General features: G+C 61.1%; 20 protein-coding genes. 15 read left to right on the forward strand and 5 right to left on the reverse strand.

Features of this window, described 5'->3' with window-relative positions; genetic code table 11:
- Nucleotides 1-409: 409 nt before the first annotated feature.
- Nucleotides 410-1,297, forward strand: coding sequence for a threonine/homoserine exporter RhtA (gene rhtA, locus HBO09_RS23085; RefSeq protein ID WP_169998192.1), 888 nt, complete (start codon nucleotides 410-412; stop codon nucleotides 1,295-1,297).
- A 169-nt stretch (nucleotides 1,298-1,466) separates the two neighbouring features.
- Entirely contained in the window at nucleotides 1,467-1,748 is a 282-nt protein-coding gene (locus HBO09_RS23090; protein ID WP_169998194.1) for a hypothetical protein, read from the forward strand.
- A gap of 4 nt (nucleotides 1,749-1,752) precedes the next feature.
- Here the strand turns inward: HBO09_RS23090 and HBO09_RS23095 are convergent, their stop codons facing one another.
- Nucleotides 1,753-2,313 carry a TetR/AcrR family transcriptional regulator gene (locus HBO09_RS23095; protein ID WP_169998313.1) on the reverse strand — a complete coding sequence of 187 codons (561 nt, stop codon included), beginning with the start codon at nucleotides 2,311-2,313 and terminating at the stop codon, nucleotides 1,753-1,755.
- A 90-nt stretch (nucleotides 2,314-2,403) separates the two neighbouring features.
- Here HBO09_RS23095 and HBO09_RS23100 point away from each other — a divergent pair, with 90 nt between their 5' ends.
- Nucleotides 2,404-3,135, forward strand: a complete 732-nt coding sequence (locus HBO09_RS23100) for an SDR family oxidoreductase (RefSeq protein WP_169998196.1) — start codon at nucleotides 2,404-2,406, stop codon at nucleotides 3,133-3,135.
- Nucleotides 3,136-3,171: 36 nt separating this feature from the next.
- Complete coding sequence (locus HBO09_RS23105) at nucleotides 3,172-3,762, forward strand: 2-hydroxychromene-2-carboxylate isomerase (protein WP_169998198.1); 591 nt, start codon at nucleotides 3,172-3,174, stop codon at nucleotides 3,760-3,762.
- A gap of 45 nt (nucleotides 3,763-3,807) precedes the next feature.
- On the opposite strand, the gene HBO09_RS23110 is transcribed toward HBO09_RS23105, so the two are convergent.
- From HBO09_RS23110 to HBO09_RS23120, 3 genes are all read right to left on the reverse strand, one after another.
- Entirely contained in the window at nucleotides 3,808-5,616 is a 1,809-nt protein-coding gene (locus tag HBO09_RS23110; RefSeq protein ID WP_169998200.1) for an aminopeptidase P family protein, read from the reverse strand.
- Nucleotides 5,617-5,653: 37 nt separating this feature from the next.
- On the reverse strand, nucleotides 5,654-6,814 hold the full coding sequence (locus HBO09_RS23115) for an aminotransferase class V-fold PLP-dependent enzyme (protein WP_169998202.1): 1,161 nt from the start codon (nucleotides 6,812-6,814) through the stop codon (nucleotides 5,654-5,656).
- A 221-nt stretch (nucleotides 6,815-7,035) separates the two neighbouring features.
- Nucleotides 7,036-7,305, reverse strand: coding sequence for a hypothetical protein (locus HBO09_RS23120; protein WP_169998204.1), 270 nt, complete (start codon nucleotides 7,303-7,305; stop codon nucleotides 7,036-7,038).
- Nucleotides 7,306-7,558: 253 nt separating this feature from the next.
- Here HBO09_RS23120 and ssuD point away from each other — a divergent pair, with 253 nt between their 5' ends.
- Complete coding sequence (gene ssuD, locus HBO09_RS23125; protein ID WP_169998206.1) at nucleotides 7,559-8,704, forward strand: FMNH2-dependent alkanesulfonate monooxygenase; 1,146 nt, start codon at nucleotides 7,559-7,561, stop codon at nucleotides 8,702-8,704.
- A gap of 160 nt (nucleotides 8,705-8,864) precedes the next feature.
- Nucleotides 8,865-9,968, forward strand: coding sequence for a sigma-54 dependent transcriptional regulator (locus HBO09_RS23130; RefSeq protein ID WP_169998208.1), 1,104 nt, complete (start codon nucleotides 8,865-8,867; stop codon nucleotides 9,966-9,968).
- Here the strand turns inward: HBO09_RS23130 and HBO09_RS23135 are convergent.
- Complete coding sequence (locus tag HBO09_RS23135; protein WP_169998210.1) at nucleotides 9,957-10,322, reverse strand: antibiotic biosynthesis monooxygenase; 366 nt, start codon at nucleotides 10,320-10,322, stop codon at nucleotides 9,957-9,959. The two genes, HBO09_RS23130 and HBO09_RS23135, sit on opposite strands and share 12 nt — an antisense overlap.
- 195 nt (nucleotides 10,323-10,517) lie before the next feature.
- On the opposite strand from HBO09_RS23135, the gene HBO09_RS23140 reads away from it, so the two are divergent.
- From HBO09_RS23140 to HBO09_RS23180, 9 genes are all read left to right on the forward strand, one after another.
- Nucleotides 10,518-10,973, forward strand: coding sequence for a VOC family protein (locus HBO09_RS23140; protein ID WP_169998212.1), 456 nt, complete (start codon nucleotides 10,518-10,520; stop codon nucleotides 10,971-10,973).
- A gap of 272 nt (nucleotides 10,974-11,245) precedes the next feature.
- Nucleotides 11,246-12,457, forward strand: a complete 1,212-nt coding sequence (locus HBO09_RS23145) for a PepSY domain-containing protein (RefSeq protein ID WP_169998214.1) — start codon at nucleotides 11,246-11,248, stop codon at nucleotides 12,455-12,457.
- Nucleotides 12,454-12,993, forward strand: coding sequence for a thiamine pyrophosphate-binding protein (locus HBO09_RS23150; protein WP_169998216.1), 540 nt, complete (start codon nucleotides 12,454-12,456; stop codon nucleotides 12,991-12,993). The genes HBO09_RS23145 and HBO09_RS23150 overlap by 4 nt, the downstream gene beginning before the upstream one ends.
- Nucleotides 12,990-13,319 carry a hypothetical protein gene (locus tag HBO09_RS23155; RefSeq protein WP_169998218.1) on the forward strand — a complete coding sequence of 110 codons (330 nt, stop codon included), beginning with the start codon at nucleotides 12,990-12,992 and terminating at the stop codon, nucleotides 13,317-13,319. Before HBO09_RS23150 ends, HBO09_RS23155 begins: the two co-directional genes overlap by 4 nt.
- The gene (locus HBO09_RS23160) at nucleotides 13,316-13,891 is read left to right on the forward strand and encodes a DUF6162 family protein (RefSeq protein ID WP_169998220.1); all 576 of its coding nucleotides are present in this window, start codon (nucleotides 13,316-13,318) and stop codon (nucleotides 13,889-13,891) included. The genes HBO09_RS23155 and HBO09_RS23160 overlap by 4 nt, the downstream gene beginning before the upstream one ends.
- 34 nt (nucleotides 13,892-13,925) lie before the next feature.
- A complete protein-coding gene (locus tag HBO09_RS23165; RefSeq protein WP_169998222.1) occupies nucleotides 13,926-14,846 on the forward strand; it encodes a metal ABC transporter substrate-binding protein in 921 nt (306 codons plus the stop codon).
- Nucleotides 14,843-15,589, forward strand: coding sequence for a metal ABC transporter ATP-binding protein (locus HBO09_RS23170; RefSeq protein WP_104912014.1), 747 nt, complete (start codon nucleotides 14,843-14,845; stop codon nucleotides 15,587-15,589). The genes HBO09_RS23165 and HBO09_RS23170 overlap by 4 nt, the downstream gene beginning before the upstream one ends.
- Nucleotides 15,586-16,485 (forward strand): metal ABC transporter permease, encoded by a 900-nt coding sequence (locus HBO09_RS23175; protein ID WP_169998224.1) that lies wholly within the window; start codon nucleotides 15,586-15,588, stop codon nucleotides 16,483-16,485. Before HBO09_RS23170 ends, HBO09_RS23175 begins: the two co-directional genes overlap by 4 nt.
- Entirely contained in the window at nucleotides 16,485-17,408 is a 924-nt protein-coding gene (locus tag HBO09_RS23180; RefSeq protein WP_169998226.1) for a zinc ABC transporter substrate-binding protein, read from the forward strand. The genes HBO09_RS23175 and HBO09_RS23180 overlap by 1 nt, the downstream gene beginning before the upstream one ends.
- The last annotated feature ends 113 nt before the right edge of the window (nucleotides 17,409-17,521 follow it).

The raw sequence follows: 17,521 nt of genomic DNA on the forward strand, positions 1-17,521 counted from the left end.
CTGTCAAGTGGTTATTTTCAGAAGTTTTCGAGGATTTTCTCAACAACTTCAACCACTTGCGCTTCCGATCTCTCGTTAGCGGGAGGCGAATTCTACAGCGTTACACGCTGCTGTCAACACCTCTTTTCAACTTCCTTTTGGCTTCGATGAACTGAAGCAACCCACTGCCGAAAACTGCATAACTCATTGTTTACCAAGGAGTTTTCCGTTTCGACTGCGCCGGAAGTGGGGCGAATTATAGACAGATATAATTCGCCGTCAAGGGTTAATGTGGTTTTTCTATCTAGACACTCAATATCCGTCGCTTTAAAGAGAATACGTACAAAACTGAGCAATATATTGCCCATTGCGAACCAGTTGATCATCATAGCGGCCTCTGCCTTTATATGACCCTGGACAAACACCCCCAATGACCACCTCATCCCGCAGCCTGGGTTCAGCGCTTTTCCCTGTCGGCCTGCTGCTGATTGCCATGGCCTCGATCCAGTCAGGCGCCTCGCTGGCCAAAAGCATGTTCCCGATTGTCGGCGCCCAAGGCACTACCACCCTGCGCCTGGTTTTCGCCAGCATCATCATGCTGCTGCTGCTTCGCCCCTGGCGTGCAAAACTCACCGCCAAGTCGCTGCGGACCGTCATCGTCTACGGGATGGCGTTGGGCGGCATGAACTTCCTCTTCTATATGTCATTGCGCACCGTGCCCTTGGGAATTGCAGTGGCCCTGGAATTCACTGGCCCACTGGCGGTGGCCATCTATGCCTCGCGGCGCGCTGTTGACTTCTTGTGGATAGCCTTAGCCGTCATCGGCCTGCTGCTATTGATACCGGTTGGTGAAGCCCGCCAAGGCATCGACTTGACCGGCGCAGCCTACGCACTAGGTGCGGGTATCTGCTGGGCACTCTATATTCTGTTCGGGCAAAAAGCTGGCGCGGACAACGGCGTCCAAACAGCCGCCCTTGGGGTAATGATCGCCGCACTGTTCGTAGCCCCTATCGGTATCGTCCACGCCGGTAGCGCTCTGCTCACACCCTCATTGATTCCCATCGCCATTGGCGTGGCGATTCTTTCCACCGCCCTCCCCTATACCCTGGAGATGGTCGCTCTGACCCGTCTGCCCGCACGCACCTTCGGCACTCTAATGAGTATCGAGCCCGCATTCGGCGCGCTTTCCGGCCTGTTTTTCCTCCAGGAATACCTGTCCCTGGCCCAATGGCTCGCGATCGCCTGCATTATCCTGGCGTCCGTGGGCGCAACGCTGACCATGCGCAGCCAGTCAAAGCCAATCGTCGCGGCAGATTGAGACAGGATTTAACGAAGCTCTGGCATTTGCCGCTCAATTAGGCCATGTTTAGGCCGTAACTCAGTGTCAGTCATGGAGATTTTCGAATAAGGACATACACGGACGCTACACTTGAGAGCGAGCAAAGCCAGCATCGGGCATTCCAGCGGCGCGGCTATTAAGGATGGTAATGAAGCGAATTTTGATAGTGCTTGTCGTCATCGCCATGGCGGGGTGTGCCGCAACCACCAAGACAGAAGTCAAACGCGGAAAGAAAGGGCTGCATATCAACTGCTCTGGCCTGTCCTCCTCCTGGGACCAGTGCTACACCAGCGCAGCCAACTCGTGTGGCAAGAAGGGCTACCGGGTCATCGCCAAGTCCGGCGACAACACCGAGGAGCCGGGTGATTACCCTTTCGGTATCAACCCTGCCGGCTATACCAGCCGCAGCATGATCGTACTCTGCAAGTAAGTAGTCATGGTTGGGCGATTCGCTGGCTGAGCTCTTTATAGCTCGATGAAAGCACCTGCGCTTGAAGATGCGGATCAACCATCATTCTAGCCACCACCAGTGCCCCCACACACTGGGACAAGATCGCCCAGGCCAAGCTGTCACTCTCCAAAGTCCGCGCCCAGTTGGCCTGCAACCGACAGATCCACTCCTGCGCCTGCTGGCGTACGGCTATATCAGCACGGGCAATTTCCGCCCCCATGCTCGGCAACGCACACCCTTCTTGCACTTGCTCCACGTGGGCCATGCTCAAGTAGATCTTGAGGCATCGATCCAGGCGTTCTCGACTCTGCCCCTCCCCTTCCCCCAAACGCTCAAGGCTTTGGCTCAACTCGTGCTCGACGATTGAGCTGAACAATGCGTCCTTCGAGGAAAAGTGGCTATAAAACGCCCCCCCACTCAAGCCAATGGCCTTCATCAAGCCATCCACTCCAACACTGGCAAACCCTTCTTTTTTTGCCAGGGCCGCACTGCTCTGTAGGAGTTTATCCCTGGTTTTCTGCTTGTGACTGACTGAATAGCGCATCGCCTCTCCCCTTGAATTCACCACCTTGACGCATGCCAAAGCGTAGCATAACGTTCGTTTAGTTAACGATCGTTTACCAAAGGACCTCCCATGACTGAAAATAAGAAAATCGTACTGGTCGTCGGCGCAGGCGACGCTACAGGCGGCGCCATCGCCAAGCGCTTTGCCCGTGAAGGTTATGTGGCCTGCGTCACCCGACGCAGTGCCGACAAGCTGCAGCCACTGGTAGCGAGTATTCAAGCCACTGGCGGCGAAGCTCACGGCTTTGCCTGCGATGCGCGCAAGGAGGACGAGGTGATCGCGCTGATCGAGCAGATCGAAAGCGAGCTGGGTCCGATTGAGGCCTTTGTGTTCAACATTGGCGCCAATGTGCCTTGCAGCATCCTCGAAGAAACCGCACGCAAATATTTCAAGATCTGGGAGATGGCCTGCTTCTCAGGCTTCCTGAATGCCCGGGAAGTGGCCAAGCGCATGGTGACCCGCCGGCGCGGGACGATCCTGTTTACCGGTGCCACCGCCGGGTTACGCGGCGCTGCCGGCTTCGCTGCCTTCGCCGGGGCCAAGCACGGCATTCGCGCCCTGGCTCAAAGCATGGCGCGCGAGCTTGGGCCGATGAACATCCATGTGGCCCATGTGGTGGTGGATGGCGCCATCGACACCGACTTCATCCGCGACAACTTCCCAACCAAATACGCACTCAAGGAGCAGGATGGCATCCTTGATCCAGAGCATATCGCCGACAACTATTGGCACTTGCACAGCCAGCCACGGGACGCCTGGACCTTCGAGCTGGACCTGCGTCCCTGGAACGAAACCTGGTAAGCACGCCTACATAATAATAAGCAGCGAGTATCCGACATGAGCAAAACCCTGGAATTTTTCTTCGATCTCGGCAGCCCCACCACCTACCTGGCCTACACCCAACTGCCTGAAATCTGCGACGAGACTGGCAGCCAAGTGGTGTACCAACCCATCCTGCTGGGCGCCATTTTCAAAGCCACTGGCAACGCCTCCCCCATCACTATCCCGGCCAAGGGCCGCTACATGCTGCAAGACCTGGCACGTTACGCCAAGCGTTACGGTGTGCCCCTCAAGTTCAACCCGCACTTCCCCATCAACACCCTGACACTGATGCGCGCCGTCACCGGCATTCAACTACACCAGCCAGAGCGTTTTATTGACTTTATAGATTGCCTGTTCCGGGCGTTATGGGTGGACGGGCGTAACCTGGGTGATCCAGCGGTCGTAGCGCAGGTCCTGGCGGAACACGGTTTCGACCCTGCACAGGTGCTGGAACTGACCCAGAATGAGGCAGTAAAGGACGCCCTCAAGCGCAAGACTGATGAGGCGATTGCCCGTGGCGTGTTTGGTGCGCCCAGCATGTTTGTCGGTCAACAACTGTTCTTCGGCCAGGATCGCCTGGATTTTGTACGCGAAGCCTTGAGTTAACGCCTATATGCTGCTCGCAGGCCTGGACCTGTGAGCAGTCGGTCCTTATATAGCCGCCGTACGCACCTGCAACCACTCCAACGCAGCGCCACTGAGCAACGGGCTCAAGCGCTGCCGCACCTCGGCGTGATAGTCGTTGAACCACTGCCGCTCCTCGAGCGTCAGCAATGACGGTACCAGGCAACGGGTATCGATCGGGCACAGAGTCAGGGTTTCGAACTTGAGGAACTCACCGAACTCGGTCTTGCCCGCCTCCCGGTTCAATACCAGGTTCTCGATACGCACCCCCCAACGCCCCGGACGATAAGTGCCAGGCTCAATAGAGGTGATCATTCCCGGCTGCATCGCGGTTTGCGGCGCAGGCGCGGCCTGGTAGGCAATCACCTGCGGGCCTTCATGGACATTGAGGAAGTAACCCACACCATGCCCGGTGCCATGGCCATAATCCACGCCTTCGGCCCAGATCGGCGCACGGGCGATGGCGTCCAGCAATGGCGAGAGAATGCCCTTGGGAAATTGCGCGCGTGACAGAGCAATCACGCCCTTGAGCACCCGCGTGCAATCGCGTTTTTGTTCCTCGCTCGGCGTGCCGATTGGCACCATCCGCGTGATATCCGTGGTACCGCCCAGATACTGGCCACCGGAATCGATCAACAGCAGGCCATCGCCCTCGATCACCGCGTGCTCTTCTTCCGTGGCATGGTAATGGGGCATCGCGCCATTGCCATTGAACGCGGCGATGGTATTGAAACTCAACGACACATAATCCGGGCGCCGGGCGCGCGCTGCCGTCAGGTGTTCGTCAATCGTCAGTTCGGTGATGCGCTCACGCCCCAGGGCCGAGTCCAGCCAGGCGAAAAACTCGCACAGCGCTGCGCCATCCTGTTCCATCGCCCGGCGAATATGCTCGGCATCCGCCAGGCTTTTACGGGACTTGGCCAGCGTGGTCGGGTTGATGCCTTCCACCAGCTTGACGCCACTACCCAGGTTATCCAGCAACCCTGCGGTAACACGCGCCGGATCGATCTGCAGGCTGGCACCGTCCGGCACTTGAGCCAGGGCCGCAGCCACCTCACTGTAGTCACGCAGCGTCACGCCATCCCGCTCCAGCAACCCGCGCAACTGTGCATCGACCTTGCTCAAGGCAACAAACAGCGTTGCCTGCTGCTGGTTGATCAGGGCGAACGACACAAACACCGGGTTGAACGAAACATCTGCACCGCGCAGGTTGAACAGCCAGGCGACGTCATCCAGGGTGGCAATGAAATGCCAATCCGCGCCCTTTTCCTTCAGGCTGGCACGCAGTGCCGCGAGCTTTTCGACCCGGCTGACAGTGGCCTGGGGCGGCAGGTGCTCATAGATCGGCTGGCTTGGCAGCGCGGGACGGTCGGTCCAGACCTCGCTCAACAGATCGATATCGGTACGCAGGCGAGCACCCCGCTCCGCCAGCTTGGCGCCCAGGGTACTGGCGGACGCAACGGCCATCACCGCACCGTCCACTGCCACTACCCCACCTTCCGGGGTTTGTTCACCCAGCCATTCCAGCGGACCGGGCTGCCCCGGTTGCAGTTTCACCAGCTCAATGCCGCTGCCACCCAGTTCCTTGGTTGCCTGCTCCCAGTAACGGCTGTCAGCCCAGACGCCGGCAAAATCAGCCGTGACGATCAGCGTACCTACCGACCCATGAAACCCCGACAACCACTGCCGTCCCTGCCAGTAGCCCGGCAAGTATTCGGACAGGTGCGGGTCGGCCGATGGCACCAGAAGGGCATCGATCCCCTCCCGTTTCATCAACTCGCGGGTATGCGCCAGGCGCTGGGGAACCGTTCCATGGGTCAAAGGCTGCGTACTCATCTTGTCTCCTGCTAACCACTAATAATTGTTATGTGTTTCAAACCGCCCAGAAGGCCGGTGCGCTGGCCAACGAGCTCTTGATCAATTGCACCGCCTGGTCGATATCCTGCTCAGTGGTATACCGCCCCAGGCTCAGGCGAATAGTGCGACCGGCGCTGCGCGCATCATGCCCCAGGGCAAGCAGTACATGGGACGGCGCATTGCTTGCCGAATTGCAGGCAGAGGTCGCCGAAAAAGCGATACCCGCGCTCAAGGCCGCCGAATTGAACTCGCCTTCGCTGAAAGTCAGGCTCAAGGTGTGGGGAATACGCTGGGTGGCACTGCCGTTCAGGCGCACGCCGGGGATAGCCTGCACTTGCTCAAGCAGACGCTGGCGCAACGCGACAATCCCCGCCGACTCTTCAGCGAAAAATTGCGCAGCCAACGCAAAAGCGCTGCCCATGCCGGCGATCTGGTGGGTCGCCAGGGTGCCCGAGCGCAGCCCGCCTTCATGGCCACCGCCGTGGATCTGCGCCGTAACGTTCTGCTGCGCCCTGGGCCCGACATACAACGCACCGATGCCTTTGGGGCCATACAGTTTGTGTGCAGAAAACGACATAAGGTCGACCGGCCAGCGCGCCAGGTCGATCTCGACCTTGCCCGCCCCTTGCGCCGCATCCACATGCAACAGCGCGCCATGCTCACGCACTTGCGTGCCAATGGCCGGGATGTCGTTGAGCGTACCCAGCTCATTGTTGACCAGCATCAACGACACCAGGAACGTGTCTTCACGCAGGGCCTGGCTGACCGCCTCGGCGGTGATCAGGCCGTCGGCGTCCGGCACCAGGTAGGTCACGGCAATCCCGGCTTCCTGCAATTGGCGCGCAGTGTCCAACGTCGCCTTGTGCTCGATCTGGCTGGTGATGATATGACCACCGGCCACGCCCCGCGCCTGGGTCACGCCCTTGAGCGCCAGGTTGTTGGATTCGGTGGCGCCCGAGGTCCAGACGATCTGTTCGGGCTGGGCGCCGACCAACTCTGCCACCTGCCGGCGCGCCTGCTCGACCGTGTGCCGGGCCTGCTGGCCAAACGCATGGGAGCTGGACGCGGGGTTGCCGAAATTGGCATTGAAACCCAGGCACTCGACCATGACCTGGATGACCCGCTCATCCACCGGTGTGGTGGCGGCGTAGTCGAAATACAAAGGACGTTTATTCATGACGTTAAAGACCCGCAGAGCATGTTCCCGAGATCAGCATCCCAGGGGCAGCGACCAGTACAGAGATCGTCAGGTTAACCCGATCGGATGCCGTTAAAGAATTGAAAAGTGCGTAGGAACGCTCCTGAAATTGAGCTTAACAGGCTCGATGAAAAGGATGGAAAACAAAAAGCCCGAAGTTCCTGCGGGGAACCTCGGGCTCGGGACCATAACCAATGCTTTTAGCTCGGACGGCCATGCAACGTCACGTTGCGTTCGGCATTCATTTCGCCCTGGCGATCAAAACCAAACTGCTTCTGTGGTCGGGCCGCCAGTTCGGCTTTCTTCTGCTGATATTCGTCAAACGACAAACCGCGACGGTTGAGCCCCTCCATCGCCAATTGCCTGGTTTCCTCGGCTGTATACGGGCGCAGTTCGGGTCCCGGCTGAGCGGCACAACCGGCGAGGAAAGAGGCAATCAGCAACAGGGAAACAGAGAGGCAATGGTTCATGACGAAGGTCCTGCGAATCGGGGTCAAGGCAATGAACACAGGCTACTCCCGCGCCTTCCCAGGGGAAAATCATCCTCTGTGATAGTCGCTATCAGCCAATCCAGCATATTCCTTATAGATCTATAAATAGAGAAATACGTTCGTTTACGGAATAAACCAGACGATCTATAACGGTCCCCCAACGCCGCAACTGTTGTTTACATAACTGTTGGCCAGGCAACACTCTCTGTCGAACATCGCTCAAGGACTTGTCATGGATGTTTTCTGGTTTCTTCCCACCCATGGCGACGGCCATTTCCTCGGGACCACCCAAGGCGCGCGCCCGGTCACCCTCAACTATTTGAAGCAAGTAGCTCAGGCCGCCGACAATCTTGGTTATCACGGCGTGCTGATTCCCACTGGCCGCTCCTGCGAAGACTCCTGGGTGATTGCCTCGGCACTGGTGCCTTTGACCGAACACCTGCGTTACCTAGTGGCGATCCGCCCCGGGATCATCTCGCCCACCGTGTCCGCGCGCATGGCCGCCACCCTTGACCGCCTATCCAACGGCCGCCTGCTGATCAATGTGGTGACCGGCGGCGACCCCGATGAAAACCGTGGCGACGGCAGTTTCCTCGACCATAGCGAACGTTATGAGGTGACCGATGAGTTCCTCAAGATCTGGCGTCGGGTATTGCAAGGCGAGTCTGTCGACTTTGAAGGCAAACACCTCAAGGTGCAGAACGCCAAGGCCCTCTATCCGCCGGTCCAGAAACCTTACCCACCGCTGTACTTCGGCGGCTCGTCCGATGCGGCCCACAACCTCGCCGCCGAACAGGTCGACGTGTACCTGACCTGGGGCGAGCCGCCCGCAGCTGTCGCCGAGAAACTCGCCGATGTGCGTGAACGTGCGGCGCGCCATGGCCGCACCGTCAAGTTCGGGATCCGCCTGCATGTGATCGTGCGCGAAACCGAAGACGAGGCCTGGAAGGCCGCAGCCAAGTTGATCGAACACATCAGCGACGAGACCATCGCCGCCGCGCAAAAATCCTTCTCGCGCTTTGACTCCGAAGGCCAGCGCCGCATGGCCGCCCTGCACGATGGGCGGCGCGACAACCTGGAAATCGCCCCCAACCTGTGGGCCGGCGTCGGCCTGGTACGCGGGGGCGCCGGCACCGCGCTGGTGGGCAACCCACAGCAGGTGGCAGAACGGATCAAGGAATACGCCGACCTGGGTATCGAGAGCTTCATCTTCTCCGGCTACCCGCACCTGGAAGAGGCCTATCGCTTTGCCGAGCTGGTATTCCCGCTGCTGCCCGAACCCTACGCCAGCCTGGCCGGACGCGGCATCACCAACCTCACCGGACCGTTTGGCGAAATGATTGCCAACGATGTACTGCCCGCCACCGCAAAGGCCTGACCCAGCCTTTATAGCGCCCTGCCATCCCCTTGCAAGCCGCCAAGCGGCTGATCGCCGCCACTGGCGCGACCTGCACACCCAAAGCCTGCACGATCCGGTGGACTACAAGCTCCACGAACCAGTCCCTGCCGACGCCAACGTTCTATTCCTAGAGGTGCCCATGCAGCTTTTAACCCTACCGCCCTCGCCCGCCCTTGCCACGTCGATTCGCGCCACCGCGCAAGTCTTCGAAGACCCCAAGTCCCAGGCCCTGCTCGCGCATATCCAGCAAGTGGCCCCCAGCGAGGCCAGCGTGCTAATCATCGGCGAAACCGGCACCGGTAAAGAACTGGTGGCCCGCCACATCCACAACCTCAGCGCCCGGCGCAACCGGCCCTTCGTCGCGGTGAATTGCGGGGCATTTTCCGAATCCCTGGTGGAAGCGGAGTTGTTCGGCCATGAAAAAGGCGCGTTCACCGGCGCCCTCAGCGCCAAGGCCGGCTGGTTCGAGGAGGCCGACGGCGGCACTTTGTTCCTCGATGAAATCGGGGACCTGCCCATGGCCATCCAGGTCAAGCTGCTGCGCGTCCTGCAAGAACGCGAAGTGGTGCGCCTGGGCTCACGCAAGAGCATTGCCATCGATGTGCGGGTGTTGGCGGCGACCAATGTGCAACTGGAAAAGGCCATCAACGCCGGGCATTTCCGTGAAGACCTGTATTACCGCCTGGACGTGGTCAGCCTGGAGCTGAGCCCGTTGCGCGAACGTCCAGGCGATATCCTGCCTCTGACCCGCCACTTTATCGACGCCTACAGCCAGCGCCTGGGCTACGGCCCCATCACCATCAGCCCCGAGGCCGAGCACAAGCTCAAGAGCTACAGTTGGCCGGGCAATATCCGCGAGCTGGAAAACGTCATTCATCACACCTTGCTGATTTGCCGCAACGGTGTGATCGAGCGTGATGACCTGCGCCTGTCGAACATGCGCATCGAGCGCCAGGACGACAGCCAGCACGGGGTCGACAACAGTGCCGAAGCCTTGTTGGAGCGGGCCTTCCAGAAGCTGTTCGACGAACAGGCCGGCGCGCTCCATGAGAAAGTCGAAGACGCGCTGCTACGCGCCGCCTACCGCTTCAGCCACTACAACCAGGTGCACACCGCCAATTTGCTCGGCCTGAGCCGCAACATCACGCGCACACGCCTGATCAAGATCGGCGAACTTGCGGTCAACAAGCGCCGCCCAGGGGAAACCCTGCAAGGCGAACGCATGTTGCATCTATCGATATAGGTTGCACGCCAATGCATTGTCGGCGCTGCGCTCGATACTGCGCAGCACCTGGAATGAACCGAAGGTCACGGCCGTGGCCTGATGGGCGCAAATCAAGGTCCAGAAGTCCCCGCCCTCGCACTCCAGGCGATTGAACGCCGCCTCGCCATCTGCGCGGGTCCGCCATTGCAGGTAGTTGAGCACTCGCCGCCCATCATCACTGACCTGCACACTGGCACTCAGAAACCCCTCATGGCCTTGGGCCAGGCGCTCGGTCTGCTCAGACAGCGCCAACACCAGCGCGCACTGCTGGCGGGGCTCGATCTGAAACTCGATCAATTGGGTAAAACCATAACTTTTCGCGCAAGCCTGCATGACAAATCCCCTTTAGCTGTAGGTGCCACGCAGGGTAAGACCTCTAGTTAAGTCAAGGTCAAGCCTCTGTTCGAGGAAATGTTCAGGGCGCCGAAACAGCACGGTCGTCGGCTGCCCAGAGGCCACAAAAAACTTGGCCTATAGTGAAAACACCGGAAAAACCGGGCCCCAGAACAAACCATCAAGGAGAGCGAAATGAGCGTCAACCCTATCCCCGAGGGCTATCACAGCATCACGCCCTACCTGGGTATCGAAAAGGCCGCTGAGGCCATCGAGTTCTACAAGAAGGCCTTCGGTGCCACCGTTCTCATGCGCCTGGACATGCCCGACGGCAAGGTCGGCCATGCCGAGCTGCGCATTGGCGACTCGCCGATCATGCTGGCTTCACCCTGTGCTGAAATGCCGTTTGGCACCCCTGGAGAGCATCCTGCCAGTGTTGGCTTGCACCTCTATGTGACGGACGTCGACGCACAGTACAAACAAGCGATCGCAGCGGGCGGCACAGGCATTTGCGAACCCGAGGATCGGTTCTACGGCGACCGCTCCGGCACAGTGAAAGATCCCTTCGGGCACGTCTGGTTTCTCGCCACCCATAAAGAAGAACTGACCGAGGAACAGATCCGCCAGCGCGCCAAGGACCAGTTTGCCTAAACCCAATCACCTGTAGGGGCCGGCTTGCCGGCGAAAAACCCGAGAACACCACGGGATAACCGGTAACCCGCGTAATCGTTGGAGATTTTCGCTGGCGAGCCGGTTCCTACAGGGTGTTTGTTGCGCATTGGAAACATTTGCTTTCATTTCCGCCTTAGGGTTTTGCGATTCTCATCCGTCTTAACTTAGATACAGCCCGTCGCGTAAGCAAAAGCTACGACCGGCCTTTCCCGGGCCTTCTTTGCCCCCCTCCGATCAAGACCCCCATAGACATGTCGAAGAAGTCACGCTCCAAACTCTGGTTTCTCGTACACAGCTGGCTGGCATTGCCCATCTGGTTCTTCGTACTGATCGTCTGCGTCACCGGGACCCTGGCGGTGGTCAGCCAGGAAATCGTCTGGCTGGTGAACCCGGAAATGCGCGCCAACAAACCCTCGGACAACGCCGAGCCGCTGAGCTATGACCAGATCATCAAGGCCATGAACCGCGCCGAACCCGATCTGATTGTCACCGACCTGAGTCGCCACGACGAATCCCACTTTGCACTGATGTCCCGGGTCACCTACCCCGACGGGCGCGCTGTGACTGTCTACGTCAACCCCTACACCGGGGTGATCCAGGGCATCAGTCCGGCGTTCAATTTCGAGCAATTCACCCGCGCCCTGCATGGGTGGTGGCTAGTGCCCTTCACCAATGGCTACAGCTGGGGCTGGTATCTGGTGTCGTTTCTCGGCTTGCCAATGCTGGCATCTCTGGTCACCGGCCTGGTGGTCTACAAACGCTTCTGGAAAGGTTTTTTCAAACCCACCCTGCGTTTCAAGCATGGTGCACGGATCTTCTGGGGCGACTTTCATCGCCTGAGCGGGATCTGGTCGATCTGGTTTATCGCCGTAATCTCCATCACCGGTACCTGGTTCCTGATCGAAGCGGCGCTGTCGGATAACCAGATCACTATTTCCACGGCGCCGATTGTGCCGGTGATCAGCCGGGACAAAGTGCCGATGTCAGCCCCTGGCGTGCCCGCCCCCATGGTACCCATCGACGAGGCTATCCGCATTGCGACCGAACGCATTCCCGGGCTGGAGGCCAGCTTCATCAGCCTGCCAAGCACCGCCTATAGCCACCTGAGCATTGGCGGGCGCGGCTGGTACCCATTGATGTACCAGTTTGCCGACATCAACCCCTATAACGGGGAAATCGCCTCCTCGCACCTGCTGTCCGACCGTTCGGCCCTGGAGTTCGTCACCGAGTCCATGCGCCCACTGCACACCGGCGACTTTGGCGGCCTGTGGATCAAGCTGATCTGGGCGTTTTTCGGCCTGTTGCTGAGCATGATGGTCCTCAGCGGGCTGTTGATCTGGAGCAAGCGCACCGCGCTGGCGACGCTGCATGCGCTCAAGCGCAACAACAAGGCACAACGCCAGGCCGAGCACTCCCAAGCCACGCCAGCCCTGCACACCGAAAGCCCGGAGGGCACACGATGAACAAGGCCACTACCGTGCAACCGCCCTCGCCACTACGGGCCTTTTGGCTGAAATGGCGCTTCCACATCAATATCCTGCTGTTGCTGGTGCCCCTGGGGTTCATGCCCAAGTACTTTGCCGATGCCGCGCTGTTTCGCGGTGACAGCGGTCTGGGCGAACGTGAAGTGGGCGAGGTACAGGTCGGCCCGTGGAGCCTGACACTGGCCGAACTGCGCAACGAAGCCCCACGCCCGGACCCGGCCGGCCCGATGAAATCCTTCAATGCCGCGCTGTGCAAAGAGTGCGTCAAGCAGGTCAAGGCCACTTACCTGCGCATCGGCAAACCCCGCAGCCTGCGCGCCGCCGGGGTGATTTTCTTCGGCACCCCGTACCGCATGGGCGCCGCCCTGCCAATCCCCGAACGCACCCCGCCTGACGCCGAACTGTGGATCACCATGGAAGGCTGGGACGGCAGCATGCAGCAGGCTTCCATTCCCTTGAGTCAGGCTTCGCCTGCCACCGTCGCCTGGTTGACCAAGCAAGGAGTTAAACCATGACTTTGATTCGCCTGACCCGCGCCTGCGCCGTGCTGATCCTCTGCGCCGGCGCAAGCACCCAAGCCCTGGCCCACAACCCGATGTGCGAATGCAAGGAAATCCCCGGCGAGCAGATCCAGTGCACCGGCGGTTTCTCCGATGGTAGCGGCGCGCCCGGCGTGACCCTGGATGTGATCGGCTACGACGAAACCATCCTGGTGCCCGGCAAGCTGGGGGCCGACTCGACGTTGACCTTCAAGAAACCTGCCAGCGAGTTCTACGTGCTGTTTGACGCCGGTCCCGGCCACGTTGTCGAGATCGACCAAGCGGATATCCAGGCACCATGACCCGTGCGAACCCAGGCAATACCCAGGTTGTCCGGCCGGCCGGTGCCGGCCACGAGACCCTCTATGTCCTGTTGCTGTGCCTGATCATCCTGGCCGTCGCCGGCACCGTGGTGTCGCTGCATGGCGAAACCCAGGAAGTCGAGGCGGTGGCCAGCCATCAATTGGACGCCCGTCGCGACTTGAGCGCCGCCGAGCAAGGCATCTACGCCGACCTGCGGGTGACTTTGGATGAAATCCAGTTGCTAGCGCAGGAACAAAGCACCCTGCCGACGCCCGCGCAACTGGCCGAAGAAGGCTTCGCGCCCTTCGCCCAGGACGCCAGTTCGGTCAGCCGTGGCGATCACCGCTGGCAATTGCTGGCGCCTTCGGCGTACCTGGGCTTGAGCCAGGCCAATGACACCAGCGGTTCGCTGCTGATGCGCGTGAACGGCACCGAGCCGGATATCTGGCTCAACCGCAGCACCAACCTGGCTGCCCCCACTGACCTGAGCGACCAGGGGCTGGTTGCCGCTGGCTGGCAGCAGGTCGTTGCGCAATTCGACGCTGGTGTCACCCGCCAGCATCGCCACTGAAATCACGCCGTCTCCGAGAGAAGATCGATTACCCATGTCTATGTCATCTCCCTTGCTCCGCCTGCTGCTGGTGGGCCTGTTCAGCGTCTTGCTGACCCCCCTGGCCAATGCCGACGCGGCCAAGCGCCTGCGTATCGGTATCACCCTGCACCCTTACTACAGCTACGTGGCGAATATCGTCGGCGACAAGGCCGAAGTGGTGCCGCTGATTCCGGCCGGCTTCAACCCCCACGCCTACGAGCCGCGCGCCGAAGATATCAAGCGCATCGGCACCCTGGATGTGATCGTGCTCAACGGCGTGGGCCATGATGACTTTGCCGACCGCATGATCGCCACCAGCGAGCGCCCGGACATCCCGGTGATAGAAGCCAACGCCAATGTGCCGTTGCTGGCGGCCACCGGCAACGCGGCCCGTGGCGCCGGCAAGGTGGTCAACCCGCACACCTTCCTGTCCATCAGCGCCTCCATTGCCCAGGTCAACAACATCGCCCGGGAACTGGGCAAGCTCGACCCAGACAACGCCAAGACCTACACCCAGAATGCCCGCGCCTACGGCAAGCGCCTGCGGCAGATGCGCGCCGATGCCCTGGCCAAGCTCACCAGCGCGCCCAACGCCGACCTGCGCGTGGCCACGGTGCATGCCGCCTACGACTACCTGTTGCGCGAGTTCGGCCTGGAAGTGACCGCCGTGGTGGAGCCGGCCCATGGCATCGAGCCAAGCCCGAGCCAACTGAAGAAAACCATCGACCAACTGCGCGAACTGGACGTGAAGGTGATCTTCTCGGAGATGGATTTCCCATCCTCTTACGTCGATACGATCCAGCGCGAGTCGGGGGTCAAGCTGTACCCGCTGTCGCATATTTCCTACGGTGAATACAGCGCCGAGAAATATGAAGTGGAAATGACCGGCAACCTCAATACCGTGGTGCGAGCCATCCAGGAGTCGGGGGCATGACGGCGGCTGAACACCTGAATGTGGCCAGCATCGGCCCAACGATTGAGTTCGATAACGTCTCGCTGACCCTGGGCCGTACCGCGATCCTCGATAACGTCAGCTTCCAGGTGCAACCGGGCAGTATCCACGCCCTGGTCGGCCCCAACGGCGGCGGCAAGAGCTCGCTGATCAAGACCCTGCTGGGGCAGACGCCGCACCAGGGCCAACTGAGCCTGCACTGGCCGGGTACTCCCGGCACCATCGGCTACGTGCCCCAGGCCCTGGAGTTCGACCGGGGCCTGCCGATGACCGTCGATGACTTTATGGCCGCCATGTGCCAGCGGCGCCCGGCCTTTCTCGGCTTGTCACGGCATTACGCCGGCGCGATTGGCGAAGCGCTGGAGCGCGTGGGCATGCAAGACAAGCGCAAACGCCGCATGGGCGCGCTGTCCGGCGGTGAGCGCCAGCGTGTGTTGCTGGCCCAGGGCTTGATCCCGGCGCCGCAACTGCTGGTGCTCGATGAACCGATGTCAGCCCTCGACGAAGCCGGGATCCAGGTGTTCGAACGCCTACTGGGCGACTGGCGCCAGGCCGGGATTACCGTGCTGTGGATCGAACACGACCTGGAAGCCGTCGGCCGCCTGGCCGATCGCGTCACCGGCCTGAACCGCCGCTTGCTGTTCGACGCCACGCCCAAAGAGGCACTGACCCCGGAGCGCCTGCTGACGCTGTTTTCCACCCACCCACGGAGCGCAGCCCAATGAGCTACGAAGCCTTTCGCTTGATGGTCCAGGGCTGGGCCTCGTCCGGCTACCTGCCGGAAGCCCTGGCCTATGGGTTTGTGGTCAACGCCCTGCTCGCCGGCCTATTGATCGGCCCGGTGCTGGGCGGCCTGGGCACGCTGGTGGTGGTCAAACGCTTTGCGTTCTTCTCCGAAGCTGTCGGCCACGCCGCACTCACCGGCGTGGCCGTGGGCATTCTGCTGGGGGAACCCTACACCGGGCCTTACGGCAGCCTGTTCGGTTACTGCCTGTTGTTCGGCATCCTGCTCAACTACCTGCGCAACCGCACCGGCCTGGCCCCCGATACGCTGATCGGCGTGTTCCTCTCGGTGTCCCTGGCGCTGGGTGCGAGCCTGTTGCTGATCCTGGCGGGCAAGATCAACGTGCACATCCTGGAAAACGTGCTGTTTGGTTCGGTCCTGACCGTCAACGGCAATGACCTGCTGGTGCTGGCGGTTGTCGGCTCGCTGGTGATGGCCCTGGCGCTGCCGCTGTACAACCGCATCATGCTCGCCAGCTTCAACCCGCAGTTGGCCGCCGTGCGTGGCGTGGCCGTGAAGACCCTGGACTACCTGTTCGTGATCCTCGTGACTCTGATCACCGTGGCGGCAGTCAAGGTCATCGGCGCGATCCTGGTGGGTGCCCTGCTGGTGATTCCGGCCGCTGCGGCGCGTCTGTTGAGCCAGTCGCTCAAGGGGTTCTTCTGGATCTCGGTGGTGATCGCCACGGTCAGCACCCTGTGCGGGATTCTGCTGCCGATCATCTTCGACCTGCCCATCCCGTCCGGTGCCGCGATCATCCTCGTCGCCGGCATCGCCTTCGCCCTGGCCGCCATCGCGCGCGGCACGGTCCCCAGCCTGAAAGGGAATCTTGGATAATGCGCCCTGTTCTACGCCCCCTGGCCCTGGCCATCGCTTGCCTGATCAGCCCTGCGCTGCTGGCAGCCGCCCCTGCCAAACCACTGCCGGCCGCCGCCCAATCGGCCAAACCGGTCAAGGTCCTGGCGGCCTTGCCCGTAACCTACGGCCTGGCCGAAACCCTGCTCAAGGGCACCCAGGTCAAGCTGGAACGCGCAGCACCGGCCAACCTGCCGGGTTCGCGCCAGACCTCCTACTTTACCGGGCGCGGTGCGCCGGCCCTGCACACCCTGGCGCTGGACGCCGACGCAGCCATCGGCCTGCGCTCGCTGTGGCCGGATGACCCGCTGTACCCGGTGGCCCGGCGCAGCAACATCCGCATCGTCGAAGTGGACGCCGCGCGCCCGGTAGACGGCGGCTTGCCGGGCGTGGCCCTGCAACCAGGGGCCATGGATGGTCTTAACAGCCAGCCGTGGCAATCGAGCAACAACCTGGGGCGCATGGCCGATGTCATGGCCGCCGACCTGAGCCGCCTGGCGCCCGGCGCCAAGGCCCAGATCGACAGCAACCTGGCCACCCTCAAGCAACGCCTGCTCAAGCTGACTGCCGACAGCGAGGCACGCCTGGCCCAGGCCGATAACCTGAGTGTGGTCAGCCTGAGCGATCATTTTGCTTATCTGGTAAGTGGGTTGAACCTGGAGTTGGTCAGCACCGATCCGCGACCGGATACCGAATGGTCCGCCGATGCGCTACAGGCACTGACTGCCAGCCTGAAGGACAACGACGTGGCGCTGGTGCTGCACCATCGCCAGCCGGCCGAAGCGGTGAAAGCGGCCATCAGCGCGGGGGGATCGAAGCTGCTGGTGCTGAGCACCGACGGCGCGGATCCGGTGGCGGAGTTGGAAGGGAATGTGGATCAGGTGATCAAGGCCTTGGCGCCCTGAGAACAACGCAATACCGGCTGCCGTGACAACCGCCCGCCGATGATCTGACTGCTAAGACTTCCTGTGGCGAGGGGGCTTGTCCCCCGCTGGGCTGCGTAGCAGCCCCAATAAGA

The organism is Pseudomonas sp. WS 5027 (assembly GCF_012985695.1).
In the GTDB taxonomy this organism is placed as follows: Bacteria; Pseudomonadota; Gammaproteobacteria; order Pseudomonadales; family Pseudomonadaceae; genus Aquipseudomonas; species Aquipseudomonas hygromyciniae.

Bases quoted from the DNA above. Each gene is read 5' to 3' on its own strand.
- rhtA (WP_169998192.1), top strand. From the start codon at position 410: ATGACCACCTCATCCCGCAGCCTGGGTTCAGCGCTTTTCCCTGTCGGC.
- HBO09_RS23090 (WP_169998194.1), top strand. From the start codon at position 1,467: ATGAAGCGAATTTTGATAGTGCTTGTCGTCATCGCCATGGCGGGGTGT.
- HBO09_RS23095 (WP_169998313.1), bottom strand. From the start codon at position 2,313: ATGCGCTATTCAGTCAGTCACAAGCAGAAAACCAGGGATAAACTCCTA.
- HBO09_RS23100 (WP_169998196.1), top strand. From the start codon at position 2,404: ATGACTGAAAATAAGAAAATCGTACTGGTCGTCGGCGCAGGCGACGCT.
- HBO09_RS23105 (WP_169998198.1), top strand. From the start codon at position 3,172: ATGAGCAAAACCCTGGAATTTTTCTTCGATCTCGGCAGCCCCACCACC.
- HBO09_RS23110 (WP_169998200.1), bottom strand. From the start codon at position 5,616: ATGAGTACGCAGCCTTTGACCCATGGAACGGTTCCCCAGCGCCTGGCG.
- HBO09_RS23115 (WP_169998202.1), bottom strand. From the start codon at position 6,814: ATGAATAAACGTCCTTTGTATTTCGACTACGCCGCCACCACACCGGTG.
- HBO09_RS23120 (WP_169998204.1), bottom strand. From the start codon at position 7,305: ATGAACCATTGCCTCTCTGTTTCCCTGTTGCTGATTGCCTCTTTCCTC.
- ssuD (WP_169998206.1), top strand. From the start codon at position 7,559: ATGGATGTTTTCTGGTTTCTTCCCACCCATGGCGACGGCCATTTCCTC.
- HBO09_RS23130 (WP_169998208.1), top strand. From the start codon at position 8,865: ATGCAGCTTTTAACCCTACCGCCCTCGCCCGCCCTTGCCACGTCGATT.
- HBO09_RS23135 (WP_169998210.1), bottom strand. From the start codon at position 10,322: ATGCAGGCTTGCGCGAAAAGTTATGGTTTTACCCAATTGATCGAGTTT.
- HBO09_RS23140 (WP_169998212.1), top strand. From the start codon at position 10,518: ATGAGCGTCAACCCTATCCCCGAGGGCTATCACAGCATCACGCCCTAC.
- HBO09_RS23145 (WP_169998214.1), top strand. From the start codon at position 11,246: ATGTCGAAGAAGTCACGCTCCAAACTCTGGTTTCTCGTACACAGCTGG.
- HBO09_RS23150 (WP_169998216.1), top strand. From the start codon at position 12,454: ATGAACAAGGCCACTACCGTGCAACCGCCCTCGCCACTACGGGCCTTT.
- HBO09_RS23155 (WP_169998218.1), top strand. From the start codon at position 12,990: ATGACTTTGATTCGCCTGACCCGCGCCTGCGCCGTGCTGATCCTCTGC.
- HBO09_RS23160 (WP_169998220.1), top strand. From the start codon at position 13,316: ATGACCCGTGCGAACCCAGGCAATACCCAGGTTGTCCGGCCGGCCGGT.
- HBO09_RS23165 (WP_169998222.1), top strand. From the start codon at position 13,926: ATGTCTATGTCATCTCCCTTGCTCCGCCTGCTGCTGGTGGGCCTGTTC.
- HBO09_RS23170 (WP_104912014.1), top strand. From the start codon at position 14,843: ATGACGGCGGCTGAACACCTGAATGTGGCCAGCATCGGCCCAACGATT.
- HBO09_RS23175 (WP_169998224.1), top strand. From the start codon at position 15,586: ATGAGCTACGAAGCCTTTCGCTTGATGGTCCAGGGCTGGGCCTCGTCC.
- HBO09_RS23180 (WP_169998226.1), top strand. From the start codon at position 16,485: ATGCGCCCTGTTCTACGCCCCCTGGCCCTGGCCATCGCTTGCCTGATC.